Annotated in this window: 16 protein-coding genes; 8 read left to right on the top strand and 8 right to left on the bottom strand. The window is 65.8% G+C overall.

Translation table 11 applies throughout. The features are described from left to right. Nucleotides 1-51: 51 nt before the first annotated feature. Nucleotides 52-537, bottom strand: coding sequence for a DUF192 domain-containing protein (locus KVF90_RS05790; RefSeq protein WP_264393896.1), 486 nt, complete (start codon nucleotides 535-537; stop codon nucleotides 52-54). A 5-nt stretch (nucleotides 538-542) separates the two neighbouring features. Continuing rightward, the gene (locus tag KVF90_RS05785; RefSeq protein ID WP_264393895.1) at nucleotides 543-1,133 is read right to left on the bottom strand and encodes a regulatory protein RecX; all 591 of its coding nucleotides are present in this window, start codon (nucleotides 1,131-1,133) and stop codon (nucleotides 543-545) included. Between the two features lie 227 nt (nucleotides 1,134-1,360). Between KVF90_RS05785 and KVF90_RS05780 the strand changes: the two genes are divergently transcribed. The 7 genes from KVF90_RS05780 (at nucleotide 1,361) to KVF90_RS05750 (ending at nucleotide 10,230) form a co-directional block, all read left to right on the top strand. Then, on the top strand, nucleotides 1,361-3,094 hold the full coding sequence (locus KVF90_RS05780; protein WP_264393894.1) for a fatty acyl-AMP ligase: 1,734 nt from the start codon (nucleotides 1,361-1,363) through the stop codon (nucleotides 3,092-3,094). A gap of 159 nt (nucleotides 3,095-3,253) precedes the next feature. After that, nucleotides 3,254-4,348 (top strand): phytanoyl-CoA dioxygenase family protein, encoded by a 1,095-nt coding sequence (locus tag KVF90_RS05775; protein WP_264393893.1) that lies wholly within the window; start codon nucleotides 3,254-3,256, stop codon nucleotides 4,346-4,348. A gap of 189 nt (nucleotides 4,349-4,537) precedes the next feature. Beyond that, entirely contained in the window at nucleotides 4,538-5,749 is a 1,212-nt protein-coding gene (locus KVF90_RS05770; protein ID WP_264393892.1) for a toxic anion resistance protein, read from the top strand. Nucleotides 5,750-5,760: 11 nt separating this feature from the next. After that, nucleotides 5,761-6,579 (top strand): hypothetical protein, encoded by an 819-nt coding sequence (locus KVF90_RS05765; protein ID WP_264393891.1) that lies wholly within the window; start codon nucleotides 5,761-5,763, stop codon nucleotides 6,577-6,579. 3 nt (nucleotides 6,580-6,582) lie between these two features. Beyond that, on the top strand, nucleotides 6,583-6,882 hold the full coding sequence (locus KVF90_RS05760; protein WP_264393890.1) for a polyhydroxyalkanoic acid system family protein: 300 nt from the start codon (nucleotides 6,583-6,585) through the stop codon (nucleotides 6,880-6,882). A gap of 163 nt (nucleotides 6,883-7,045) precedes the next feature. Then, nucleotides 7,046-7,687 (top strand): biliverdin-producing heme oxygenase, encoded by a 642-nt coding sequence (locus tag KVF90_RS05755; protein WP_264393889.1) that lies wholly within the window; start codon nucleotides 7,046-7,048, stop codon nucleotides 7,685-7,687. Beyond that, nucleotides 7,684-10,230 (top strand): HWE histidine kinase domain-containing protein, encoded by a 2,547-nt coding sequence (locus KVF90_RS05750; protein ID WP_264393888.1) that lies wholly within the window; start codon nucleotides 7,684-7,686, stop codon nucleotides 10,228-10,230. Before KVF90_RS05755 ends, KVF90_RS05750 begins: the two co-directional genes overlap by 4 nt. A 3-nt stretch (nucleotides 10,231-10,233) precedes the next feature. On the opposite strand, the gene KVF90_RS05745 is transcribed toward KVF90_RS05750, so the two are convergent. The 3 genes from KVF90_RS05745 to KVF90_RS05735 form a co-directional block, all read right to left on the bottom strand. After that, complete coding sequence (locus KVF90_RS05745; protein WP_264393887.1) at nucleotides 10,234-11,031, bottom strand: class I mannose-6-phosphate isomerase; 798 nt, start codon at nucleotides 11,029-11,031, stop codon at nucleotides 10,234-10,236. After that, complete coding sequence (locus KVF90_RS05740) at nucleotides 11,031-12,071, bottom strand: mannose-1-phosphate guanylyltransferase (RefSeq protein WP_264393886.1); 1,041 nt, start codon at nucleotides 12,069-12,071, stop codon at nucleotides 11,031-11,033. Before KVF90_RS05740 ends, KVF90_RS05745 begins: the two co-directional genes overlap by 1 nt. Nucleotides 12,072-12,157: 86 nt before the next feature. After that, nucleotides 12,158-12,883 carry an energy transducer TonB gene (locus KVF90_RS05735; protein WP_264393885.1) on the bottom strand — a complete coding sequence of 242 codons (726 nt, stop codon included), beginning with the start codon at nucleotides 12,881-12,883 and terminating at the stop codon, nucleotides 12,158-12,160. Nucleotides 12,884-13,194: 311 nt separating this feature from the next. Here KVF90_RS05735 and KVF90_RS05730 point away from each other — a divergent pair, with 311 nt between their 5' ends. Then, nucleotides 13,195-16,119 carry an ATP-binding protein gene (locus KVF90_RS05730; protein WP_264393884.1) on the top strand — a complete coding sequence of 975 codons (2,925 nt, stop codon included), beginning with the start codon at nucleotides 13,195-13,197 and terminating at the stop codon, nucleotides 16,117-16,119. Nucleotides 16,120-16,266: 147 nt separating this feature from the next. Here the strand turns inward: KVF90_RS05730 and KVF90_RS05725 are convergent, their stop codons facing one another. From KVF90_RS05725 to KVF90_RS05715, 3 genes are all read right to left on the bottom strand, one after another. Further along, nucleotides 16,267-19,809 carry a TonB-dependent receptor gene (locus KVF90_RS05725; protein WP_264393883.1) on the bottom strand — a complete coding sequence of 1,181 codons (3,543 nt, stop codon included), beginning with the start codon at nucleotides 19,807-19,809 and terminating at the stop codon, nucleotides 16,267-16,269. Between the two features lie 262 nt (nucleotides 19,810-20,071). Beyond that, entirely contained in the window at nucleotides 20,072-21,001 is a 930-nt protein-coding gene (locus KVF90_RS05720; protein ID WP_264393882.1) for an isopenicillin N synthase family dioxygenase, read from the bottom strand. A gap of 51 nt (nucleotides 21,002-21,052) precedes the next feature. Beyond that, a complete protein-coding gene (locus tag KVF90_RS05715; RefSeq protein WP_264393881.1) occupies nucleotides 21,053-22,534 on the bottom strand; it encodes a NupC/NupG family nucleoside CNT transporter in 1,482 nt (493 codons plus the stop codon). Between the last annotated feature and the right edge of the window lie 119 nt (nucleotides 22,535-22,653).

Raw genomic sequence — 22,653 nt, 5'->3', positions numbered from 1 at the left:
CAAGAATGATTGTCGCTGAAACGTGAAACGAACGGCGGCGCAGCCGCGCAATTACCAGTCCACTCTATCCCCCGGCACGATGCCCAGCGCCGCCGCGCGGCCTGCGCGCAGTTCCAGCACCGCGCTGGCGAGGCCTTTCGACGATACCGAATCGAGCGAATAGGGGATGGTGTTGGCCGCGATGTTGAGCACCCGCCCGTCCGCGCCGATGAAAATGATGTCGAGCGAAAGCGGTGTGTTCTTCATCCAGAAGCTGCGCGCCTCGGGCACGGCGGAGGGGAAGATCATCCCCTCGTAATCGCCAAGCGAGGTGCGGAACATCAGCCCGCGCGCCTGCGCCTCGGGCGTGGCGGCGACTTCAACCTTGAAGGTCAGCTTCTTGCCGCCGCGATCCACCACAAGGTCGATCACTTCCAGGCCGGAGACCGGATGCCGCGCGGCCTCTGCCTGTGCGGGTGCCTGCGCGCTGGCTGTCGCGCCCTCGCCCGGCGAGCACGCTGCGAGCGCCCCCAGCATCAATCCTGCTGCCGCGAGCATGTGCCTTACCATCGGTCCTCGATCCCTTCCTCGTCGCCGGAGGCTTCGAAAGCCTCGTCGATCCATTCCTCGATATCCTCGCTGGTGCGTGCGGCAAGGATGAAGCGCGTGTGATCGTACTGGTGGCCTGCGCGCAGCATTGCTGCAACGGCTTTTTCGTGGGCCTTGCGCGCGGTGAGCGGGTCGCGGCCCTCCACCTGTGCGCCGAACGGGCCGAGCCGCTTTTTCTGCGCCATCAGCGCGGCTGCACGGCGGCTGGCCGCCTCGCCCGGCTTGTGCGCCTGTCGCAGGCTTTCGCCCACCCCGGCATGGCGCAAGGTCTCCTCGACCCGCCGCGCGCCATAGCCCCTTGCGCCCAGATCGCGCGCGCGCATCCGGGCATAGGCATCATCATCGACATAGCCGAGCTCGACCAACCGGGCGACAAGCGCGGGAATGTCCACCTCCAGAGTGCGCCCGTCCGCATCCTCGGCGAGGCCGCGTTCCCGGATCTTGCGCACCAGATAGCTTTCCAGCCGCGCGCCGGTGGTGGCGAAACGCGCCGCATAATGCAGCGCCAGATCGCGCAAAGTGGCCTCACCCAGCGGAGGTTTCACCCGCTTCGTGCCCCGGCCTCCGCCGGTGCGATCCTCCCCGGTTTGGCGACCGGGTGATGACGAATTCGCTTTACGTGAAACCATTTCGCCTTATTCGTGCCACTTTCCTTATCAAATGCGAAATATTGGACGCCGCCGGACTATGCCCGGCGACACGGGGTTATGCCAGAGCGCGGACGGGAAACTACCATGAACCGTGCCGCAACTTACGGGTATCGCTTAAAAATATGACCGAGGCTGTTTTGACGCCGACGCCGAATGATTGCGACCTGCCGCGAATCCGTGCGCAATTTGCAACCTTCAATGATGCGATCGACTATGCCGCGCGCAGCCGCAAGGGGCTGAACTTCCACGACATGCGCGGGGAACTGGCGCGGGTCTATCCCTATGCCGACATGCGCGAAGATGCGCTGGTGATGGCGCGGCGGCTGATTGCTGCGGGGATTGGCAAGGAAGACCGCGTTGCCCTGATCGCGGAAACCGGGGCGGAATTCGCCGCGCTGTTCTGCGCCTGCGTCTATGCCGGGGCCTGGCCGGTGCCGCTGCCGCTGCCGACGACCTTTGGCGGCAAGGACAATTACATCGACCAGCTGGCGATCCAGCTGATGAGCTCTGATCCGAAGCTGCTCCTCTACCCCGAAGAGATCGCGGAGATGGCTTCGACCGCCGCCGCGCGTCAGGGCTGTGCCGCGCAAAGCTGGCAGGATTTCGCACAGACGCCTGCGCCCGATTGCGATCTGCCGCAGGCCTCGCCGGACGATATCTGCTATCTGCAATACTCCTCCGGATCGACCCGCTTCCCGACCGGCGTGGCCGTGACGCACCGCGCGCTGCTGCACAATCTCTACGGCCACTCGACCACGATGGAGCTTGGCACCAACGACCGCTGCGTCAGCTGGCTGCCGTGGTATCACGACATGGGGCTGGTCGGCTGCCTGCTCTCGCTGATCGCCAATCAGGTCTCGGGCGATTACCTCAAGCCCGATGCCTTTGCGCGCCGCCCGCTGGCATGGCTCGACATGATCAGCCGCAACCCGGGCAACACGCTCTCCTATTCGCCGACCTTCGGTTACGACATCTGCGCGCGCCGCATTTCGAGCCAGAGCCAGGTGGCAGAGCGCTTCGACCTGTCGCGCTGGCGCATCGCGGGCAACGGCGCGGACATGATCCGCCCCGACGTGATGCAGAACTTCGTCAATGCCTTTGCCGAAGCGGGCTTCAAGGCTTCGTCCTTCACGCCGTCCTATGGCCTCGCCGAAGCGGTGCTGGCGGTGACGGTGATGCCGCCGGGCGAGGGTATCCGCGTCGAACTGGTCGAGGAAGAGCGCCTCTCAGGCGCCCCGCGTGACCTGTCGCGCCCGGCCCGCTACCGCGCCATCGTCAACTGCGGCAAGCCGCTGCCCGACATGGAAGTCGCCATCAAGGGCGAGGATGGCAAGCATCGCGCCGATCACCAGATCGGCAAGGTATGGTGCCGCGGCCCCAGCGTCATGCACTCCTATTTCCGCAACGAGGAAGCGACCAGCGACTGCCTGGTCGACGGATGGCTCGACACCGGGGACATGGGCTACACCGCCAACGGCTATCTGTTCATCGTCGGCCGGGCGAAGGATATGATCATCATCAACGGCAAGAACCACTGGCCGCAGGATATCGAGTGGGCGGTGGAACAGCTGCCCGGCTTCAACCACGGCGACATCGCGGCCTTCTCGATCGAGATGGAAAACGGCGAGGAAGCGCCCGCGGTGCTGGTGCATTGCAAGGTCTCCGACCCCGAGGAACGCGTGAAGCTGCGCGACCAGATCGCCGACAAGGTGCGCTCGGTCACCGGCATGAGCTGCATCGTCGAACTCGTCCCCCCGCGCACCCTGCCGCGCACATCATCGGGCAAGCTCAGCCGCGCCAAGGCCAAGAAGCTGTATCTGGCGGGCGAGATCGTTCCGATCGACTTGGCGGCCTAGGGTAACTCCGGGCGAGATTGCGCTCGCTACCGCCGGGTTAACCCGATGGTGAATGTTCCGCGCCAAGAAATCCGGCTGGGCCCCGCGCCACTGTCCCGCACGCATCGCGACCGGCGGCAGACCGCGCGTGGATTGCCGGATCGTTCAAGGCGGATCGACATGACTGAACTCGAGGTTTCCAGCGACACGTCCGTGTTCGAAGTGCCAGCCGTTCTGGATGAACACGGCAGGCTTGCCGATCACTGCGTCCGCAAAGCCCTGACGATGATGGATGCCCACGGACTGGTTGTCCTGACAGGCCTCCTGTCGGACGCCGAAGCCGATGCCGGTCTGGAGCTGATGCGCGAGACGATCGACAATCCCGATCGCAGCAAGTGCTCTTTCGCGAGCGAGACCGATAATCGCTACAAGCGTCGCGACTTCTGCTCGCTGCCTTCGACGCCGCCCGTAAAGAGCTTTGCGGCGACCTTGTGCCAGCGGCTTGAAGGCGTGCTGTCCGAATATTGCGGCCGGTCGCGCCCGCTTCTCGAAGTCGCCACCTTCACCAGCTACATTGGGTCATCGCATCAATATATCCACCGCGACCCCAGCGGCGTGATCAGCCTTTTTGCTGCCGTGGAAGATGTCTCGGAACAGCAAGGCGGCACCGTGTTCGTTCCGGGTACGCACCTCTATGGCGGGGTCGGCAACACGCATGACGGCCAGGCCGAGGAACTGATGGCGCTGTTCCGCCTGAGCTGCAATTACCGCATTTTCCTGCACAATTTCAGGAAACTGTGGCGCATGCGCAAGGGCGCGCAGCCGCCCTTGGCCCCCGGTGAATTCACCGATCGCGTGTTCTCGCGCAGCTGGGATCAGCACCAGCCAAACGTGCTGCGCTTCATGCTGGGAAAGAACGCCCAGTTCAGCATCGCCATGCTCGGCCCCCGCACCTTGTGGAAGCTCCATCGCCACCGTGCGGAACTGCGCAGGCTGTTCCATCTGGTGCAGACAGCGCCGCGCAAGGGATCGGTGATCCTGTACCGGAGCGATCTGCTCCATGCCGGGCCGGACAACCGCTCGCCCGCCCCCCGGCGGTTCTTCGGGATGAGCATCGCGCGCGATGTCATCGAACACAAATACTGGCACGATGGCTATTCGCCGCACCCCACCCTTACCGCCCAGCCCTTGTGCTTCGGCGATCTTCTCGACTTCCCCGGTCTCCCCGCATCGTCAGCGGCGCCGAGCCGCCGGGTCGCCGGGCTGGCGGATTGATCCTGTCAGGGTCGATCTGCGGCCATTGTTGCCGCTCATCACGACGAAACCGGTGATAGACGCGGCCGCGGTTTCAAGCGTAGCATGCACCCCACGCTTGAAAGGCGTGTTTTAGATGACTAATACAGTGGGGATTGCCCGGCGCGCGCATGCGGCGTGTGGCTGGCCATGAGGGAGCACGAGACTGGCATGAGCACCGAAACGCAGACGGCAACCGCCACCCCCTTCTCGCTGACCCCGCCCGATCCGGTGCCGCAGGTCGCGCCCGAACAGGCGGCAGGGTTGGTGCCGGTCACCACCGAACAGAAGTCGAAGCTCGACAGCAAGGTCGATGCCTTCGTCAATGATCTGGTGGTCGCCGATGCCAACTCGCCCGCATTCGGCGAGAAGGTCGACCAGATCACCCGCATGGGTCAGGAACAGATCCGCGCCGCTGCCGCGATGTCCAACCGCTTCCTCGACCGCCCGGTGCGCGCGATGGATGCCGATGGGTCGGTGGGCAATGATCTGGCCGAACTGCGCCGCACGGTCGAAGACCTCGATCCGGGCCGGCAGGGCAAGCTTTCGGGGCCGCGCAAGATCCTCGGGATCATTCCTTTCGGTAACAAGATCAAGAACTACTTCGATAGCTACACCTCGGCGCAGGGGCATATCGTGGCGATCCTTCAGCGGCTGGAAAGCGGCAAGAAGGAGTTGCATCTCGATAACGCCGCCATCGATACCGAACGCCAGAAGCTGTGGGCCGCGATGGGCGAGCTGGAGCAGATGATCCACATCGCCAAGACGCTCGACGCGCGGCTGGAGGCCAAGGCGCTGGAGCTGGACAGCTCCGATCCGTCCAAGGCCAAGGCGCTGCGCGAATCCGCGCTGTTCTATGTCCGCCAGCGCACGCAGGACCTGCTGACGCAGATGGCGGTGAGCGTGCAGGGCTACCTCGCGCTCGATCTGGTCAAGAAGAACAATGTCGAACTGGTCAAGGGCGTCGACCGTGCCAGCACCACCACCGTCGGCGCGCTGCGCACCGCGGTGACTGTGGCGCAGGCGATGACCAACCAGCGCCTCGTGCTCGGCCAGATCACCGCATTGAACAAGACCACCAGCGACATCATCGATTCGACCAGCACGTTGCTGCGCGAACAGACCGCGCAGATCCACGAGCAGGCGGCGTCCAGCACGATCCCGCTCGAAACGCTGCAGCGCGCCTTCCAGAACATCTATGACACGATGGACGAGGTCGACGCCTTCAAGGTGCGCGCGCTGGATTCGATGAAGCAGACGGTGAACGTGCTGACCAGCGAGGTCGAGAAGTCCAAGGGCTATATCGCCCGGGCAGAAGGCCAGGCGCAGGCGCAATCCAAGGTCGCGGCGAGTGAGCCTTCGCTGCTGTCGCTGGATCGCTGATCGGGAGTCTGATGGTCTACGAAACGCCCGAACAGCAGCTTCAGAGCGCCAAGCGGTCGCTGGCGACGCAGCGTGAGGGCGGCACCCACCGTCCCGCCCCGCGCGGCAACAGCATCGGCAAGGGTTCGGCCGAGCTCAAGATGAAGAGCCTGCTCAAGCGGGTGCGCAATATCGCCATCGCGGTGGTGGCGATCTGGATCGGTGCGGGGATTTTCAGCGCGGTCATCGGCCCGCTGTTGTTCTGGGGCTTCATGGCGATGCTGCTTGCCACCGGCATCGCGATCGCCCTGTTCGCGTCCTTCCCCAAGGTGAAAGTGCCCAAGCGCGAGGAACTCAAGCTGGGCAATCCGCAGCAGATGGTCGCGCGCACCGAATTGTGGCTGGAATCGCAGCGCTCCGCCCTGCCCCCGTCCGCTCAGGTGATCGTCGATCAGCTCGGCGTGCAGCTCGATGCGCTTGGCCTGCAACTGAAGGGGCTGGGCGATAATGAGCCAGCGATGGCCGAGGTGCGCGAACTCGTCGGCGAATACATCCCCGAAACAATCGACAATTATCGCAAGATTCCGGCGCACCTGCGCTCCGAGGAATATGCCGGCAAGACCGCCGACGAGCGCCTGACCGAAAGCCTCACCAAGCTTTCGGGCGAGGTCGACCGGGTGACGCGGCGGCTTGCCGAAGGTGCGCTCGACGATCTGGCGATCAAGAGCCGCTATCTCGAATACCGCTATGGCGGGGCGGAGGCGCTGGAAGACATGATGCCCGATACCGGCGTGCCGCTGCCGGACTTCTCGGCCATCCCGACGAAACAGGCCAGAGAACAGGAGCGCTGAGCCATGCGCGTGACCCTTCCCCACACCCTCGGCAAAGAGGAAGTGCGCCGCCGCATGCACAAGCACGCGGACGAGATCGGTAACTTCTTTCCGGCAGGACTCGCCAAGGTGACGACGGGCTGGCCGAACGAGGACCGCATGAACATCACCGCCGAAGTCATGGGTCAGGCGATCCCCGGCGGCGTGGAAATCCGCGAGGACGAGGTGGTGATCGAAATGGACCTGCCGCTGCTGCTCAGCGTGATGAAGGGCCCGCTGGAAGCTGCGGTGAAGAAAGAAGCCGGACGGCTGCTTGCTCCCTGAACAGCGCAGCGCGCACGATCCGAACCCGATTGCCAGTCCCTCACCTATGTGTCATAATTATTTGACACATTAAGTTGCCTAATTTGCCTTACACTCGGGTAGAATGCCGAGGATCGCGCGGCAATTCGGCCGCGAGCCGATTCGGGCAGGAAGGACGGGTGGCATGGCGCCGGTCAGGGACATGGCAAAGGTAGAGCCGGGCGAAAGCCTGCGCGCAGGCCTGCGGGCTGCGACGATGGCCGCGCATGATCTGCTCGATCACGCAATGCAGGCCGCCAGCGGATGGCAGACCCGCGCCGATTATGCCCGCTTCCTCGCGCTGCAACACGCCGCGCGTGTGCCACTGGAAGCATGGCTGCTAGCCAATGCGCCTGCCGATCTCGTCCCGCCAGCGCAGACCCCGCTGCTTGCCCGCGATCTGGCGGCGCTTGGTGTGGCCTTGCCCCCCTCCAGCCCCCCCTTTGACCCCCTCCAGACCCTGTCCAAACCCCCGTCGGCAGGGGCGTTTCACGTGAAACATGCCTGTGTGGGGGCGGCATGGGTGCTGGCCGGATCGGCGCTCGGCAACAAGGCGATTGCCAAGCAGGTGGCGCGGATCGGCGGCGGCGAATGGCCGGTCGCCTTCCTTGGCGACGATATGATGATGGCGTTCTGGCAAGGCCTGCGCGCCCGGATCGAACGTCCCGCCGCGCCGGAGGAGGCAGAAGGCGCAACCCGCGCGGCAGAGGCCGTTTTCGCCCATTTCCTTGCCATCGCGGAACATGGCGAAGTGGCTGGAAGTGCTGCGGAAAATCTGCCCGCATGAACCTCCACCAGCGCAACGACACGCTCACCGAATGCGACCGCGAGGCGATCCACCATATCGCTGCCGTGCAGGACTTCGGCGGATTGATCGCGGCGGACCAGCACGGCCGGGTGGCGCACATCTCGGCCAATGTCGCCGAATTTCTCGGGCTGGAAAACCTCCCCGCGACCGGAACGCCGTTAGCGGACATCATCGCGCCCGGCGCATTTGAGACCCTCACCAACGCGCTCGCCAACCTTGCCGGTATCGACACGCTGGAACGCCGCTTTGGCGTTGATTTGACAGGCAAAGGTCAACTGTTCGACTGCGCGGTGCATATCAGTTGCGGGCTCTCTGTGATCGAGTTCGAACCCCACGCCCGCAATGATTTTGCCGATCATGTCAGCATGATCGTTCCGGTCGTCGCCCAGCTCGAACGGGCCGGAACCGTCACCGCACTGTGCGACACGGCCGCGCGGTTGGTGCGGCAGATGACCGGCTATGACCGGGTGATGATCTACCGCTTCCACCCGGACGACAGCGGGGAGGTGATCGCTGAAGACCGCGACGAGGCTCTCGAACCGTTCAAGGGCCTGCGCTACCCCGCCGCCGATATCCCGCAACAGGCCCGCGAACTGTTCCGCCGCAACCGCTTCCGCATCATCGCCGACATGGATTCGGACGCCGTGCCGATCATCCCTGCCACCGGGCCGGAGGACACCCCGCTCGACCTGTCGATGTCGATGCTGCGTTCGCACTCGAAGATGCACCTCGCCTATATGCGCAACATGGGCGTGGGCGCGTCGCTGGCGATTGCGATCGTGCGGCACGACCGGCTGTGGGGGATGATCTCCTGCCACCACCGCGAAGCCCGCCTGCCGCCCTACTCGCTGCGCACCGTGGCCGAACTGCTCAGCCAGACCTTCTCGCTGATGCTTGATCGCATTCTGGTGGCGCAGGCCGAAGCCTTGCGCGAACGGGCGCGGCAGTTGAACGACCGGCTGCTGCTGCGCCTCGCCGGGGGTGTGACCCTGGCGGACAGTCTGCCGATGATCGAGGAGCTGCTGCACGGCACGATCCAGCATGACGGCATATCGCTCTTCGCCGATGGCGAATACCGCGCCAGCGGCGATGCGCCCGCAGAGGCGGAGTTCCGCGCCATCGCGCCGCTGCTCGCCAGCACGCTGGGCGGGGCGACCCATTCGACCACGCGGCTGGCCGACCAGATCAAAGATGCCGCCTGTTTCACCCAACGTGCGGCGGGCGCTCTGGTGCTGCCCCTGTCGCGCGGTACCCGCGATGCGCTGGTGCTGTGGCGCCGTCCGCTGGAACGGGTCATCACCTGGGCAGGCGATCCGGCGAAGGCGGCCGCAGCGCCGGGCGAACTGCTCCAGCCGCGCGCCAGCTTTGCAGCGTGGCAGGAGACCGTGCGCGGCCACAGTGCCGAATGGAGCGCCGACGAATGCGAGATCGCCGCGCGCCTGCGCCGCACGCTGATCGAGGTGATCCTGCGCATGAGCGAGGATCTGACCCGCGAACGTGCCCGCGCGGCCGAACAGCAGGACCTGCTGATCGCCGAGCTCAACCACCGGGTGCGCAATATCCTCGGGCTGATCCGCGCGCTGGTATCGCAATCGCAGGCCGAGGCGCTGAGCGTTCCCGGCTTTGCCGCGATCATCGGCGGGCGAATTGCCGCACTGGCGGCGGCGCATGACAATATCACCGCCAAGAACTGGGGCCCGGCAAGCCTCGCCCAGCTGATCGCAGCGGAACTCGCCCCCTATGGCGGCGCGGAGCGCGCGCGCTTCCGGCTGAGCGGCGATGATGTGCTGGTCACGCCCGAGGCCTACACCATCCTTGCGTTGGTGGTGCACGAACTTGCCACCAACAGCGCCAAATATGGCAGCCTTTCGGCCCGCGCCGGAACCATCGAGGTGAGCCTTGCGCGCACCGCTTTCGGCGATCTTGCGCTGCGCTGGCGCGAGGCGGGCGGCCCGCCGGTCACCGCGCCGACCCGCCACGGCTTCGGATCGACGATCATCACCCGCTCGATCCCCCACGACCTTCAGGGCGAGGCGGACGTGCGCTACAAGCTGACGGGGGTGGAGGCCGATTTCCTCGTGCCGGCGCGCTATCTCGCTCTCCCCGAAGCGGGCGCAAGCAGCATCCCCCCGCGCCCGCGCGAGCCGCTGCGCGATCCGGCCAGCCCATCGGGCGCCCATCCGGCGCGGGTGCTGGTGGTGGAGGACAGCATCATCATCGCGCTCGACACCGAAGAGAACCTGAAACGCCTTGGCGTGGCCGAGGTGCGGCTGGAAAGTTCGGTCACCGGCGCGCTCGCCGCGATTGCCGAGAGCCACTGGGAATTCGCGATCATCGACTTCAATCTCGGCGGCGAATCCTCCGAACCGATTGCCGATGCCCTGCGTGCAGCGGGCGTGCGCTTCGTGCTGGCCACGGGCTACGCCGAAGCGGCGGGCGGGTTCGAGCGGATGGGCGCGGAAGCGGTGCTGCGCAAACCCTATGGCATGACCGAGATCGAGCGGCTGCTGGTCGAGGCGTAAAGGTCAGGCCGAACGCGTCAGCAAGGTCACACCCGCGCCGCTGAAATCGAGGGTGCCGAGGCCATGAGCCACAAGGCACTCCCCTGCCCCCGCGCGCGCCGATCCATCCTTTGCGGCCACCTCTCCCGCCAGCGGCAGCACCAGCAGCGCGCCCGGATAGGCCGCCATGGTCGCCGCGTCAGGCGCGCCCTCTACCCGGTCGAGCCGGAAATGCGGACCATCGACCAGCACCGGGCCATCGGCAATCGTGCGGCGATGCTGTGCGGCGTAGGGCGTGCCCTCGGCCACAGCCAGCGCGCGTTCGAGATGAAGCTCGCGCGGGCGGCCATAATCGTAGAGGCGGAAGGTGGTGTCCGAGGTCTGCTGCACCTCGACCAGCGACAGGCCGGGGCCGATCGCGTGAACAGTGCCTGCGGGCAGGTAGAACAGATCGCCGGGCTGCGCGGGATGCCAGGTCAGCAGCGTCTCGATCGTGCCGTCCTTTGCTGCCGCTTCGATCTCGGCAGGTGTCACCTCCCGCTCGAACCCGATCGCCAGCCGTGCGTCAGGCTCGGCATCCAGCACCAGCCAGCATTCTTCCTTGCCCGCCTCGCCGGGCAACGCCGTCGCGTCCGACGGGTGGACCTGCACCGACAGCTTCTCCGAGGTGAACAGGTATTTGACCAGCACCTGCGGCACTTCGGGTGGAGGTTCGAACCAGATCTCGCCGATCCGCTCTCCCGGCGGCGCGGCGAAGGGCGCGGGCAGCACATCGCGGCCCCACACCTTGTCGACCATCCGCGTCGGGAGCTGACGCGCCATCACTGGTTCAGCGCTCCCGGCAGCTTGCCGACAGCCTGCGCGCCGTCGCGGGTGGTGACCAGCACCTCGCCATTGGCGACGATGATGCAGATATCGGAGAGCCCCACCGCCGAAATGCGCGGGCCATCGGTCATGGCGAATACGCCGCTGCACCCGGCGAGGTCGGCAGCACCGCGCGCCACATTGCCCGCGCCGTCCGCCTCACCCGCGAGCGCATCGGCGAGCGCGGCCCAGTTGCCGATGTCGGACCAGCCCATGTCGGCCGGGACCATCGCGGCGCGGGCGGTGTTCTCCATCACCGCGTAATCGATCGAGTCCCCGTCAATCGCGGCGAAGGGACCGGGTGCGGGGTGGAAGCAGGCGCCCTCGGTGCTGCCGCCTGCCACCGCTTCGGCCACCAGCCGCGCCATCTCTGGCCGGTGGGCGGCGAGTTCGGCGAGCAGGTGCCCGGCGCGGAAGGCGAAGATCCCGCCGTTCCAACTGTATTCGCCGCTGGCGAGGTACGCCTCGGCGCGCGCCAGATCGGGCTTTTCAACGAATTCGCGGATCGCATAGCCGCCCGGCAGGGGCTCGCCGCGCCGCAGGTAGCCATAGCCGGTCTCGGGCCGGTCAGCCGCGATGCCGAAGCTGACGAGGTAATCCTCGCGCGCCAGCGCCGCGGCGGCATACGCGGCGGCGCGGAAGGCATCGGTGTCCGCAATGTGGTGGTCGCTCGGGCAGACCAGCATCACCGCGTCCTCGGGCAGCAAGGCGGCGGCGAGCGCGATGGCGGGGGCGGTGTTCTTGGCTGCCGGTTCGATCACCAGCCGCGCGCCGGGCGTATCGCCCCACTGCGCCATGATGAGATCGGCATGGGCCGCGCCTGCCACCACCATCGGCGGGGCAAAGCCGCCATCGCCTGCCACCCGGCGCACGGCCTGCTGAAACAGCGTCTCTTCGCTCACCAGCGGCAGGAACGGCTTGGGAACAGCCTTGCGGCTGACCGGCCAGAGCCGCGTGCCGCTGCCCCCGCACAGGATGACCGGATGTATCACTGACACTCGAATACCCCTCGTTTGCAGCTGGCTATAGCAATTCGCCTTGCGGAAACGAGTCTGACCTTCGGATTATTCCGCCGTCGGTCGCATCAGAACCACTGTTGGCGCCAGTAGAACGGAGCGGCAACCGGATTGCCTTGGGCGTCCATCGCCGGACGGAAGCCGAGGCGCGTCTCGACCAGCCGGCAGGTGATGCGATCGGCCTCGGCATCGGGACTGGGGCGGACCACCGCGCAATCGCGCGCGCGGCCATCGGTGCCGACAACCACGCGAACGATCACCTGCGTCCCGCGCCGTGCGTCCCGCCCGCCAGGCGGAACGGGAAAGTCGCGGGCATTATCGATCCGGCCGGAGATGTGGACGGGTTTCGACACCGCAATCCCCCCGCGCCCGCTCCCGCTGTTGCCGCTGCCGGTGCCCAGCCCGCTACCCGCCGCGCCGGTGCCATCGCCCGCCGCCGCCGCGCCCGACTGGTTGGCCGTGCCGGTTGACGACGCGCGGGGCAGCGGATCGTCCTTCTTCACCCGCACCTTGGGCGGCTGGCTGGTGACAGGCTTTGCCACGGCGTCGCGCCCGGGATCGCCCTGCGCGCCTTCATCCGGTTCGGACTGATTCTCCGGCGGAGGCGGAGCCGGAGGCTCGGGCGGGGAAAGGTTGAAGGCGGCCACGACCTCGCGCTCGACAGCGGCGGTCATATCGGGCGCCAGCGCACGCGCGAGGCCATAGAGCGCGGCGATGTGCAGCAGCACGATGCCCGCAATCAGCGGCCAGCTCAGCCGCCGCTTGCGCGCGCCGAAGGTCTCCTTGGTCGCCATATCTGCCAGCCTGCCCCTCCGATCGATCCGTTCCGGATGTGGTTTTCCGCGCAATCGCCGAGACCCGATTATAGCAAAGCCCCAGCAATTGGCGATGGAGCGCAGCGATCGAGCGCGCACTGGATCAGGAGTGGCCCGGCGGAACCGCCCCGCCGGACGCCGACGCCGACTTCGCCCAAGGGGAAGCGGTTGCCGAAGGCATGCCCTTGCCCGCTCGGACACGCTTTGCACGTCGCCGCTCCGGGCCTTTCGCATGGGGCAAGCAAACTTCGAAAAGCGCCAGCACCGCTTCGCCCATCAGCGGCGATAGCGTGACATCATCCCTTTGGCACCGGGCGCACCTTGCCGGGATTGCCACCGGGCCCATCGACCGCAGAAGCCTCGCCGCGGCGCTGATCGGCGGTGCGGGATATCTCGCCTTTGCCTGCCTCAGCCTTATGCTGGCCCATGCGGGCGACACCGTCAGCCCGATCTGGCTGCCCAATGCCTGCGTGGTTGCCTTCCTGTTGCGCGCGCGGTTGCGGTGCGAGGTGCCGTTCCTGCTCGCCTGCCTGGCCGCCAGCCTCGCGGCCAACGCCGTGGTGCAGCTGCCCGATCAGACCGCGGTGCTGTTCTCCTTTGCCAATCTGGTGGAGATCATCGCCGTGCTGGCGCTGACCCGCGTCGCGGGACGACGGGCGCCGGATATGAACCGCATCGGCGATTTGGCCCGCTTCGTCTGGGCGGGCGGACTGATTGGCCCGTTGCTCTCGGCGCTCGTCGTCCTGCCGGTAATGGGCAGCAGCGTCGATCAGCTGCGCGCCGGAGCGATGGCGTGGTTCCTCACCGAAAGCATGGCGATGCTGCTGATCGTTCCAGTGGCGCTGCTGCTGGTTGATCGCTTCGCCGGCCGGCTCGCCCCTGCCCCGGCCCGCCCGCTGGAGAGCGCAGCCCTGCTCTGCGGGGGAATGGTCAGCGCCTTCCTGGTGTTCAACCAGACGCATTATCCGCTGCTGTTCCTGATCCAGCCGGTCACCCTGCTGCACGCCTTCCGGCTCGGCAGCCTCGGCAGCGCGCTCAACGTGGTGGGGGTGGCGGTAGTGGCGGGGGTGATGACCCTTGTCGGTTTGGGGCCAATCGCAGCGGCGAGCGGCACGGCCATTGCCGAACTGCACCTGCTTCAGGCCTTCATTGCCGCCAATTTCCTGACCGGACTCCCCGTGGCCGCGATCCTTGCCGGGCGTGACCGGATCAGGGCGCGGCTCGAAGCGGGCAAGCGCGAGGTCGATCTGCTGGCCGAGAATATCAGTGATGCGATCCTGCGCTTCGATCTGGCGGGGGTGTGCACCTATGCCTCGCCTTCGGTCCGCGATGTGATGCAAACGCAGCCGGAAACCTTCGTGGGCCGTCACGTCACAGCACGCCTGCATCCCGATGCGCATGACCGCGCGGTGCAGGCGCTGCAACGGCTGCTTGAGGGCGAAAGCGATCGCGAGCGGGTGACCTATCGCCGTTTCGCCGATGCTCCCGATGGTTCGCCCGTGTTCATCGAGGCCGATTGCGCGGTCGTCTGCAATCCCGAAACAGGCGCGCGCGAAGGCGTGGTGGTCGCCGCGCGCGACGTGACCGAGCGGGTCGAGCTGGAACTGCTTCTCACCCGCGCGCGCCGCCATGCCGAGAATGCGGCGCGGGCCAAGTCCGAATTCCTCGCCAATATGAGCCATGAGATCCGCACGCCCATGAACGGGGTGCTGGGCTTTGCCGAACTGATGTTGCAGGGCGATCTTGCCGACGATCAGCGCCGCTTTGCCGAGCTGATCGTGCAGTCGGGCCGGTCGATGATGATGCTCCTCAACGATGTGCTCGACCTCTCCAAGATCGAGAGCGGGCAGTTCGCGATCGACCCTGCGCCGGTCGATCTGCACGCCAGCCTGGCGGAATGCGCCGCGCTCCACCGCCCCGCGGCCGAGCGCAAGGGGCTGACCTTGGAACTCGCATGGGAGGGCGGCGAGGAGCCGGACCCCCGCCCCGGCGAAGCGCGCGCGCCCTGGGTGCTGACCGATGGGCTGCGGCTGCGGCAGATCCTGCTCAATCTCATCGGCAACGCGGTCAAGTTCACCGAAGCAGGCCATATCCGCGTGAGCTATCGCATCAGCCGTAACGAAGTGCGTGTCACGGTTGCCGATAGCGGCATCGGGATCAGTCCGCGCCAACTTGAAACGATCTTCCATCCCTTTACCCAGGGCGAGGCCGATACGGCCCGGCGCTTTGGCGGAACCGGGCTTGGCCTGTCGATCAGCCGCCAGCTCGCCGCGTTGCTCGGCGGGCGGATCGAGGTGGACAGCACGCCTGGCGAAGGGTCACGCTTCACGCTGGTGCTCCCCGCCACGCTCGCACCGCCGGTGGCCGACGATATCCTGCCCGAAGTCACGCCCTCGCCCGAACTGCCGCCGCGCGCGCTGGCGCCTTCGCGCATCCTGCTGGTCGAGGATCACGACATTAACCGCCTGCTGGTCAGCGAGATGCTCGAACGCTGCGGGCAGGAGGTCGATCAGGCGCATGACGGGAACGAGGCCATCGCGATGGTGATCGATTCGATCATGCGCGGGCGGCCCTATAATCTGGTGCTGATGGATGTGCAGATGCCTGATTGTGACGGACTCGCCGCAACGCGCGCGATCCGCGCCGAGGGGATCGGGCCGGGCCTGCTGCCGGTGATCGCGCTGACCGCCAATGCCTACCCGGAGGATGTTGCAGCGGCACGCGCGGCGGGGATGCAGGGGCATCTCGCCAAGCCCGTGGTGTTCGCCCAGCTCGCCCGCACATTGCAGCGCTGGCTGCCGACGTGGATCGTCGAAGCGGACGAGCTTGGCCCGCCGGGTCCCGGCAACGCGGCCATGCCTGCCGCCGCGCGGGCATCGGCGATGGCGCGATCCCCGCGGCTCGTGGCACGCTGGCAGGCGCGGCGGCGCGAGGCGATTGTGGCGGTGGAGGCCGGGCTCGGAGAGGGCTGGCTGGCCGGAACGGGCACGACGCCTGATGAACGTGCGGGCGATCTGGCGCGAATGCTCCACCGGATCGCAGGCACGGCAGCGATGTTCGATGAAGCCCCTCTGGGCGAAGCGGCCGCGGCGCTCGAACGGGCGCTGGTCGCGGGCGCGGATGCTGCAACCTGCACGGCGCTCGCCACAACGCTCCTCGCCGAGGGTCAGGGACTTACCGCAACCAGAGATGGCACCCCCGCCGGGCGGCCCTGAACCAGCGCCGCCGGGGCCCTTTAGAGCAAAAGCGCGGCACGTTTCGGGACCACCCCTTCGTTCGTCAGCAATTGCACAAGCCACAATACACAAACGGCGGAGCCCGAAGGCCCCGCCGCTCATGTGTCCGGAACGTAGTGCTACGAATTAGAATTCGTAACGTGCGCCGATCTGAACGCGCCAGACCGAAGGCGCTACGATCGTGTCGGGCAGGCCCTGTGCGGCGGTGAAGCCGGTGATCACATAGCGACCCTGCGCGTCGTAGCTGCCATCGACGAGGTCGACGCGGCCATCGGAACCGCCCAGCGTGCGCACCGAGTTCGCTTCATCGTCGATCAGGTTGAGCACGTTGACGACGTCGGCGAACAGTTCGATCCGGTCCTTTTTGATGCCGGTCAGCTTGCCGAGGAACGGCAGTTCCTGGCTGATCCGCAGATCGAGATCGAACACCCAAGGGTTGCGGCACTGGTTCCGCTCCACGGTCTGGCCGGGAGTGAAGTTGCAGTTGAGCTGCTGGCGACGGCCGGTGGTGCCGATCGGAACGCCGTTCTGCAAGGCATCGATGAACGCGGCCACAGCTGCCGGGTCCGAACCACCCGTCCGCACACCCGACGAGTTGAAGATCGCCGGAGCGATGTTCGGATCGTTGGCGCCGGTCGGAATGTAGGCCAGAATGTTTTCTTCAGCCGACTGGCTGCCGCGGAAGGTCGGAGTCGCATCATCATAGACGAGGCTGTACGGACGGCCTTCAGAGGCACGGAAGAAGAAGCCGAAGCTGGTCTTGTAGTCTTCGATGAACTCTTCCTGGAAGGCCATCGACATCGTGAAGTTGTGGCGGGTTTCAAAGCCCGACTGCGACACGCCGAGGTTCTGCGGATCAAACGCCGCAGTACCATCGAAGAACGAGCCGGCCGTGGCATCACGCGCGTTGGGCGACTGCTGGCTGTCGGTGAACGCGTAACCGAAGTTCACGTTCACGCTTCCGCCGTCGGTGATGATGCCCTTGCTGAAACGCTTGGTCAGGATCAGCGAGGCGTTGTGCGCTTCGAAGCTCGGCCCGTTGGTCAGCTGCAGGAACTCCTGCAGCGTCGAGTTTGCCGAGTTGAAGCATGCCGGGCTCACACCGGTCCACTGCGGATTGTTGCCACCAGTGCCGACAATCCGTGCCGAGCAACCCGCGCGCAGCGGATCGATCGGGCGGTAGATCGGGCGACCATCCACCGTGCGCCCGTTGAGGCCCTGCGAGGGGTCGATCTGCTGGAGCAGGTCGACGACCGTCAGCGTGTCGTTGAAGCGGGTGTAGATGTAGTCGAGGTTCAGACGCCAGTTGCTGAAGAACCCGCTCTCGGTGCCGAATTCGGTCGAGAGGCCGATGTTGGCACGCACCGCAGTCGGCACGTCAAGGTTCGGATCGACGGTCTGCACGTTGCCACCGCCAGCAGCAGCAATGGCCTGACCGGCATTGGCCACGCACTGCGGGATACCGGTGAAGCGGCCCTGCGCATCGAGCACGCTGATCTTGCCGCCCGCACCGCGGGTCAGCTGACCGGCCGCGCAGCTATTGGTGTTGCCGAGGCCGGAGGTGAAGCCGTCGTTCGAGAACGCGTTCGAGAAGAACACAACCGGATCGCCACCCGAGAAGATCCCGACGCCGCCGGTGAGGCGGGTGTTCGACAAGAAGCCATCATTGTCGAAGTCGTAGGTTGCCGAAAGACGCGGCAGGATCTGCGGATCGAGCGACGAGAAACCGGTCGAGTTCGAGAAGCCGATGCGCTGGCTGTACAGGTTGTTCTGGCTGGGCGCGCCGCCATCGAACAGCTGTACGCGAACACCGGCGTTGATCGAGAGCTGATCGGTTGCCTGCCAATCGTCCTGTGCGAAGAACGAATAGATCGTGCGCGAGAATTCAGCCGCCGAATTGTTGACGTCAAAGCCCACGGGGACGTTGATGTCAGCACCGATGGTCTGGTTGGCTACCAGGCGATCGCTGTTGACGTTGATGTTGGTGCCGCCCGCAATCAGGCCGTTCTCGAAGTCGTTGAGGTTGGCGAAGTACAGCGTGCCGGTGGCATTCTGGAGGAAGAGGTTGAACACTTCCAGGTTGTTGTATTCCGCACCCAGCTTGATGTTGTGGCCGCCGCCCGCATCGATGTTCATGATGAAGCGAGCCTGATCGACCTTCGAGTCGAGCTGGTTAAGAGCGCGCGAGAAGCCCGGGCCCGAGAACAGCTGACCATTGCGGCCGCCCGCGATCGAGCCTGCCGGGGGCAGGTTGTTGGTGCCGACGATCAGACGGGGCACGGGGTTGGCGCCATTGGCTTCGTCGAAGCCCAGCGGGCCCTGAACGTCGGAGACGTCAGCACGGCTCATGCGGAACTCGGTCGACACCGAATCGCTCCACTGCGAGTAGAGCTGGGCGGAGTAGTAATCGGAGATGGTGCCTTCGTTTTCGAAGGAATTGATGCCCGAGAAGGCCGCACCCGAATCGTCTTCGATCTTGCTTTCGTCGAGGCGCTGGTAGGTCACAACCACGCGGTGATCATCGGTGATCTGACCGTCGAGACGGCCGAAGTAACGCAGGCTGGTGTTGGCAAGCGAGGTGGCAAACGGGCCGGTGTCCTGCCCGTAAACGCGCTGGGCGATTTCACGGAAGCGGTTGAATTCCGCCAGCGTCACGCCGAGTTCGGGGTTGCCGATGCCCGCGCCCGACGGCGAATCGAATGCGCCTTCGATCAGGTCGACTTCTTCATAAGCGAAGCTGAAGAACAGGCGGTCCTTGAAGATCGGGCCGGAGAGCGTCGCGCCCCAGCGCTTTTCTTCGCCGGCGTTCACGTTCTGGCGGCGGCCGTCGGCAAGCACGACTTCGTCGTTCTGCATTCCGCCATCGAAGTAGGTGACGAAGGCCGAGCCCGAGAACTCGTTCGAACCGGCCTTGGTCACCACGTTGATGAGACAGCCGGTGAAGTCCGAGTACTCGACGTCGAACGGAGCGAATTCGACCGAAGTCTGATCGACCGCGTCGAAGGGAAGCGGCAGCGAGTTGCGCGCAGCGAAGGGCGTGCCGTTCAGGCCGAACACGTCCGCCTGCACGATGCCGTCGACGGTGAAGGTGTTGGCGCGGTCGTTGCCGCCAAGGCACGAAATGCGGTCAAAGCCTTCGGTGCCGTTGAATTCGAGGCTGACGCGCGGGTCGATGCGGATGATGTCGCGGATGTCGCGCGTGATCGACGGGAAAGCTTCAAGCTGGAGCGAACCAAAGGCCTGGCCCGGACCGACTGCAACCTGGGCCACGCCAGCGCGCGAGCCCGAAACGATGATGACATTGTCCGATGCGCCCGCAGCGGTCGCGGTCAGGCCGAAGCTGAAGGAGGTCGGACGACCGAGCGCGGTGTAAACATCCTGCACGGTCTGGCCTTCGAAGCCGTCCGAGTTGGCCGTCACTTCGTAAGGGCCGCCCGGCGGCAGAGCAGTCACGCGGAAAGTACCGTCGCTCCCGGTGGTGACGGTGCGGACCGCGTTGGTGCTGGTGTTGGTCACGGTGACGACCGAACCCGCAAGCGGGTTGCCGTTTTCGTCGGTCACGCGACCTTCGACTTCGGTGACGATCTGCTGAGCGAATGCCGGCGTGGCGATGGTGGTCGTCGCAGCAAGGCTGACGATGCTCGCCGCAAGGAGATACTTAAGCTTCATGGTTGCAAGCCCCTGGTAACAGTGGAGAGTGGTACAGAATAAGGTGATGCGGCCTGCCCTAGGCCCGAACGCTTGCGGCAAAGCGACTGTTCTGTGACAGTTTGATGAAATGCCCTGCCCCTACGGGCCGTTTCATTACTGCGAGTCTCCGCGAACACCAGAAAAGTGTCGGATTTGCGCGAGTTCCGCCTCCGGGTGTTGCATCGCAGCAACGCCCGGAACGAATTTCTTCAAGCCTATCAATGGGCCGAAAATGACGCCCTCAGGCGAGATTGATCTCGCGCAGGCGCTGCATCAGGAAATCATGCGCGGTGATCGGCGCGGGCGGCGGATTCGCGGCGCTTTCATCGATGCATTCGGGCAGGGCTTCGATCAGGAAATCGGGCCGGAAATGCAGGAAGAACGGCATCGAATAGCGCGCCCGCTGCGCCGCTTCTCCGCGCGGGTTCACCACCCGGTGCGTGGTCGAGCGCAGCTTGCCGTTGGTCTGGCGTTGCAGCATGTCGCCGACATTGATGACCAGCGCGCCTTTGGGCACGTCCACCGCATGCCACTCACCCGAACGGGTGAGCAGTTCGAGACCCGCTTCCTCCGCGCCCAGCAGCAGGGTGATGGTGTTGATGTCCTCGTGCCCGGCTGCGCGAATCGCGCCTTCGGGCGCACCGGGGCCAAGCGGCGGGTAATGCAGCAGGCGCATCACCGAATTGCCGTCCTCGACGCTGTCAGCGAAGAAGGTGCGCGGGCGGCCAAGATGCAGCGCGATCGCTTCAAGCACGCGCCCCCCGGCGGTTTCGAAGGCGGCGAACAGCGCGCTCAACGTTTCGCGGAAACCTTCGACCTCGGTGGGCCAGACATTGGGGGCCATGAACGCGCTCAGCGGGTGGCCTTCGGGAAGCGAGCGGCCGACATGCCAGAATTCCTTGAGGTCGAAGACCTCGGCGTCCTTGGCCTTTTCGGTGCCGAACGGGGTGTAGCCGCGCGCGCCGCCGCCGCCTTCGATCTTGTAGGCGCGCTTGACCGCATCGGGCAGCGCGAAGAACGCTTTCGATACCCGCTCGGCCTCGTCGATCAGATCTTGCGGGATGCCGTGATCGCGCACCACGGCAAAGCCATATTCACCGAAGCTTCGGCCGAGTTCGTCGGCGATGGTTTCAAGCGGCTGGGCGAGGCTGACAGATGCGATGTTGATCATGCCCGCGCCTTTACACGCGGGCACACACGCCTGCCAAGCCTGAAGCGCCGGTCAGTAAGGCAGGAACAGGCTGGCGAGCGCCGCGCTCATCAGGTTGGCGAGGCTGCCTGCGGCCAGCGCCTTGAGGCCCAGCTTCGCGATCACCGGGCGCTGGTTGGGGGCCAGGCCGCCGGTCACCGCCATCTGGATCGCGATCGACGAGAAGTTGGCAAAACCGCACAGCGCAAAGGTGACAATCGCCCGGCTGCGCGCGGTCAGCTCGCCCGCCTGCATCTTGCCAAGGTCGATGAAGGCGACGAATTCGTTGAGCACGATCTTGGTGCCGAACAATCCGCCCGCGATCTGTGCCTGCTCCCAGTCGGAAATGCCGATCAGGAACATGACCGGCGCGAACAGGTAGCCGAGCAGCTTCTGGAAGCTGACAGCCTGCAGCCATGACGCCGCTTCGGGGCTGAGCGGTGCGCCCATACCGTCAGCAAGGTTGACGATCCCGCCGCCGATCCCGGCAAGCATCCCGTTCGCCAGCGCGACAAGCGCGACGAACACCATCACCATCGCACCGACCGCGACCGCGAGCTTCACCCCGGTCTGCGTGCCTTGTGCGGCGGCTTCGATAATATTGGCGGGGCGCTGGCCTTCCTCGAAGGTTTCCGCTGCGCTCACCTCGTCAGCCTTCGCGCCGCCCTCTACCAGAGAGGCCGGGCCGACCGCGCTGATGCGTGCCTGGGGGAGTTCGACCTCCTGCCCGTTTTCGTCATACATGACGACGCGGGTCGCCTCGGTCAGGGAATTGCTCTTGCCGCGCGCCCGCGCGACCGCCGCCACGCCGACACCATTGCCCTGCGCAAAGGGGGCAGCGGGATCATCAGGCATCATGATCTTGGCCATCAAAATCCCGCCCGGCGCCGACATGAAGGCGGCGGCCAGCAGGAACGGCACTGCATCCTCGCCAATGAAGCTGGCATAGGCGGCCAGGATCGTCCCCGCCACGCCTGCCATGCCCACGGTCATCAGCGTGAACAGCCCGGCCGGGCTGAGCGCCGCGAGATAGGGCCGCACCACCAGCGGGCTTTCCGACTGGCCGACGAAGATGTTTGCCGCAGCGCCCAGCGCCTCGACCTTGCTGATGCCGGTGATCCAGCCGATCGCCCCGCCAACCCAGCGCACCAGCCGCTGCATGATGCCGAGGTGGTAGAGGATCGAAACGATCGCGGCGAAGAACACGATCACCGGCAGCGCGGCGATCACGAAGGTGTTGGCGAAGGGATTGGTCTCCATCGGCCCGAACACCGAAGTGATGCCGATCTTGGAGAAATCGAGCAGCGCGATCACGCCGCTGGACAACCCGCCGATCACCGCCACGCCCGCATCGGTGCGCAGTACGATCAGCGCGGTGACGGCCTGAAGCGCGAAGGCCGATCCGACCACGCGCAGGTTGATCCTGCGCCGCGCCGAGGACAGCGCGAAAGCAATGCCGAGAATGGCGAAAACGCCGACAAGGCTCAGCAGAATGGACGTGATACTCTCGTTCACGGCGGCAAATGTCCCTCAATGTGGCTGAAAGCGACTTGATCCCCGTGCGCGCAAGTCCCCCTGCCCCGCGTGCAGCACGTTCGGGCGTGGCAGTTTGCGCTTCGACTTGCAAGCGGGGA

The sequence above is a fragment of the Porphyrobacter sp. ULC335 genome, from assembly GCF_025917005.1.
Taxonomy (GTDB): Bacteria; Pseudomonadota; Alphaproteobacteria; order Sphingomonadales; family Sphingomonadaceae; genus Erythrobacter.
The sequence above is the reverse complement of the archived record's forward strand: the minus strand, read 5'-3'. Positions and strand labels throughout refer to the sequence as shown.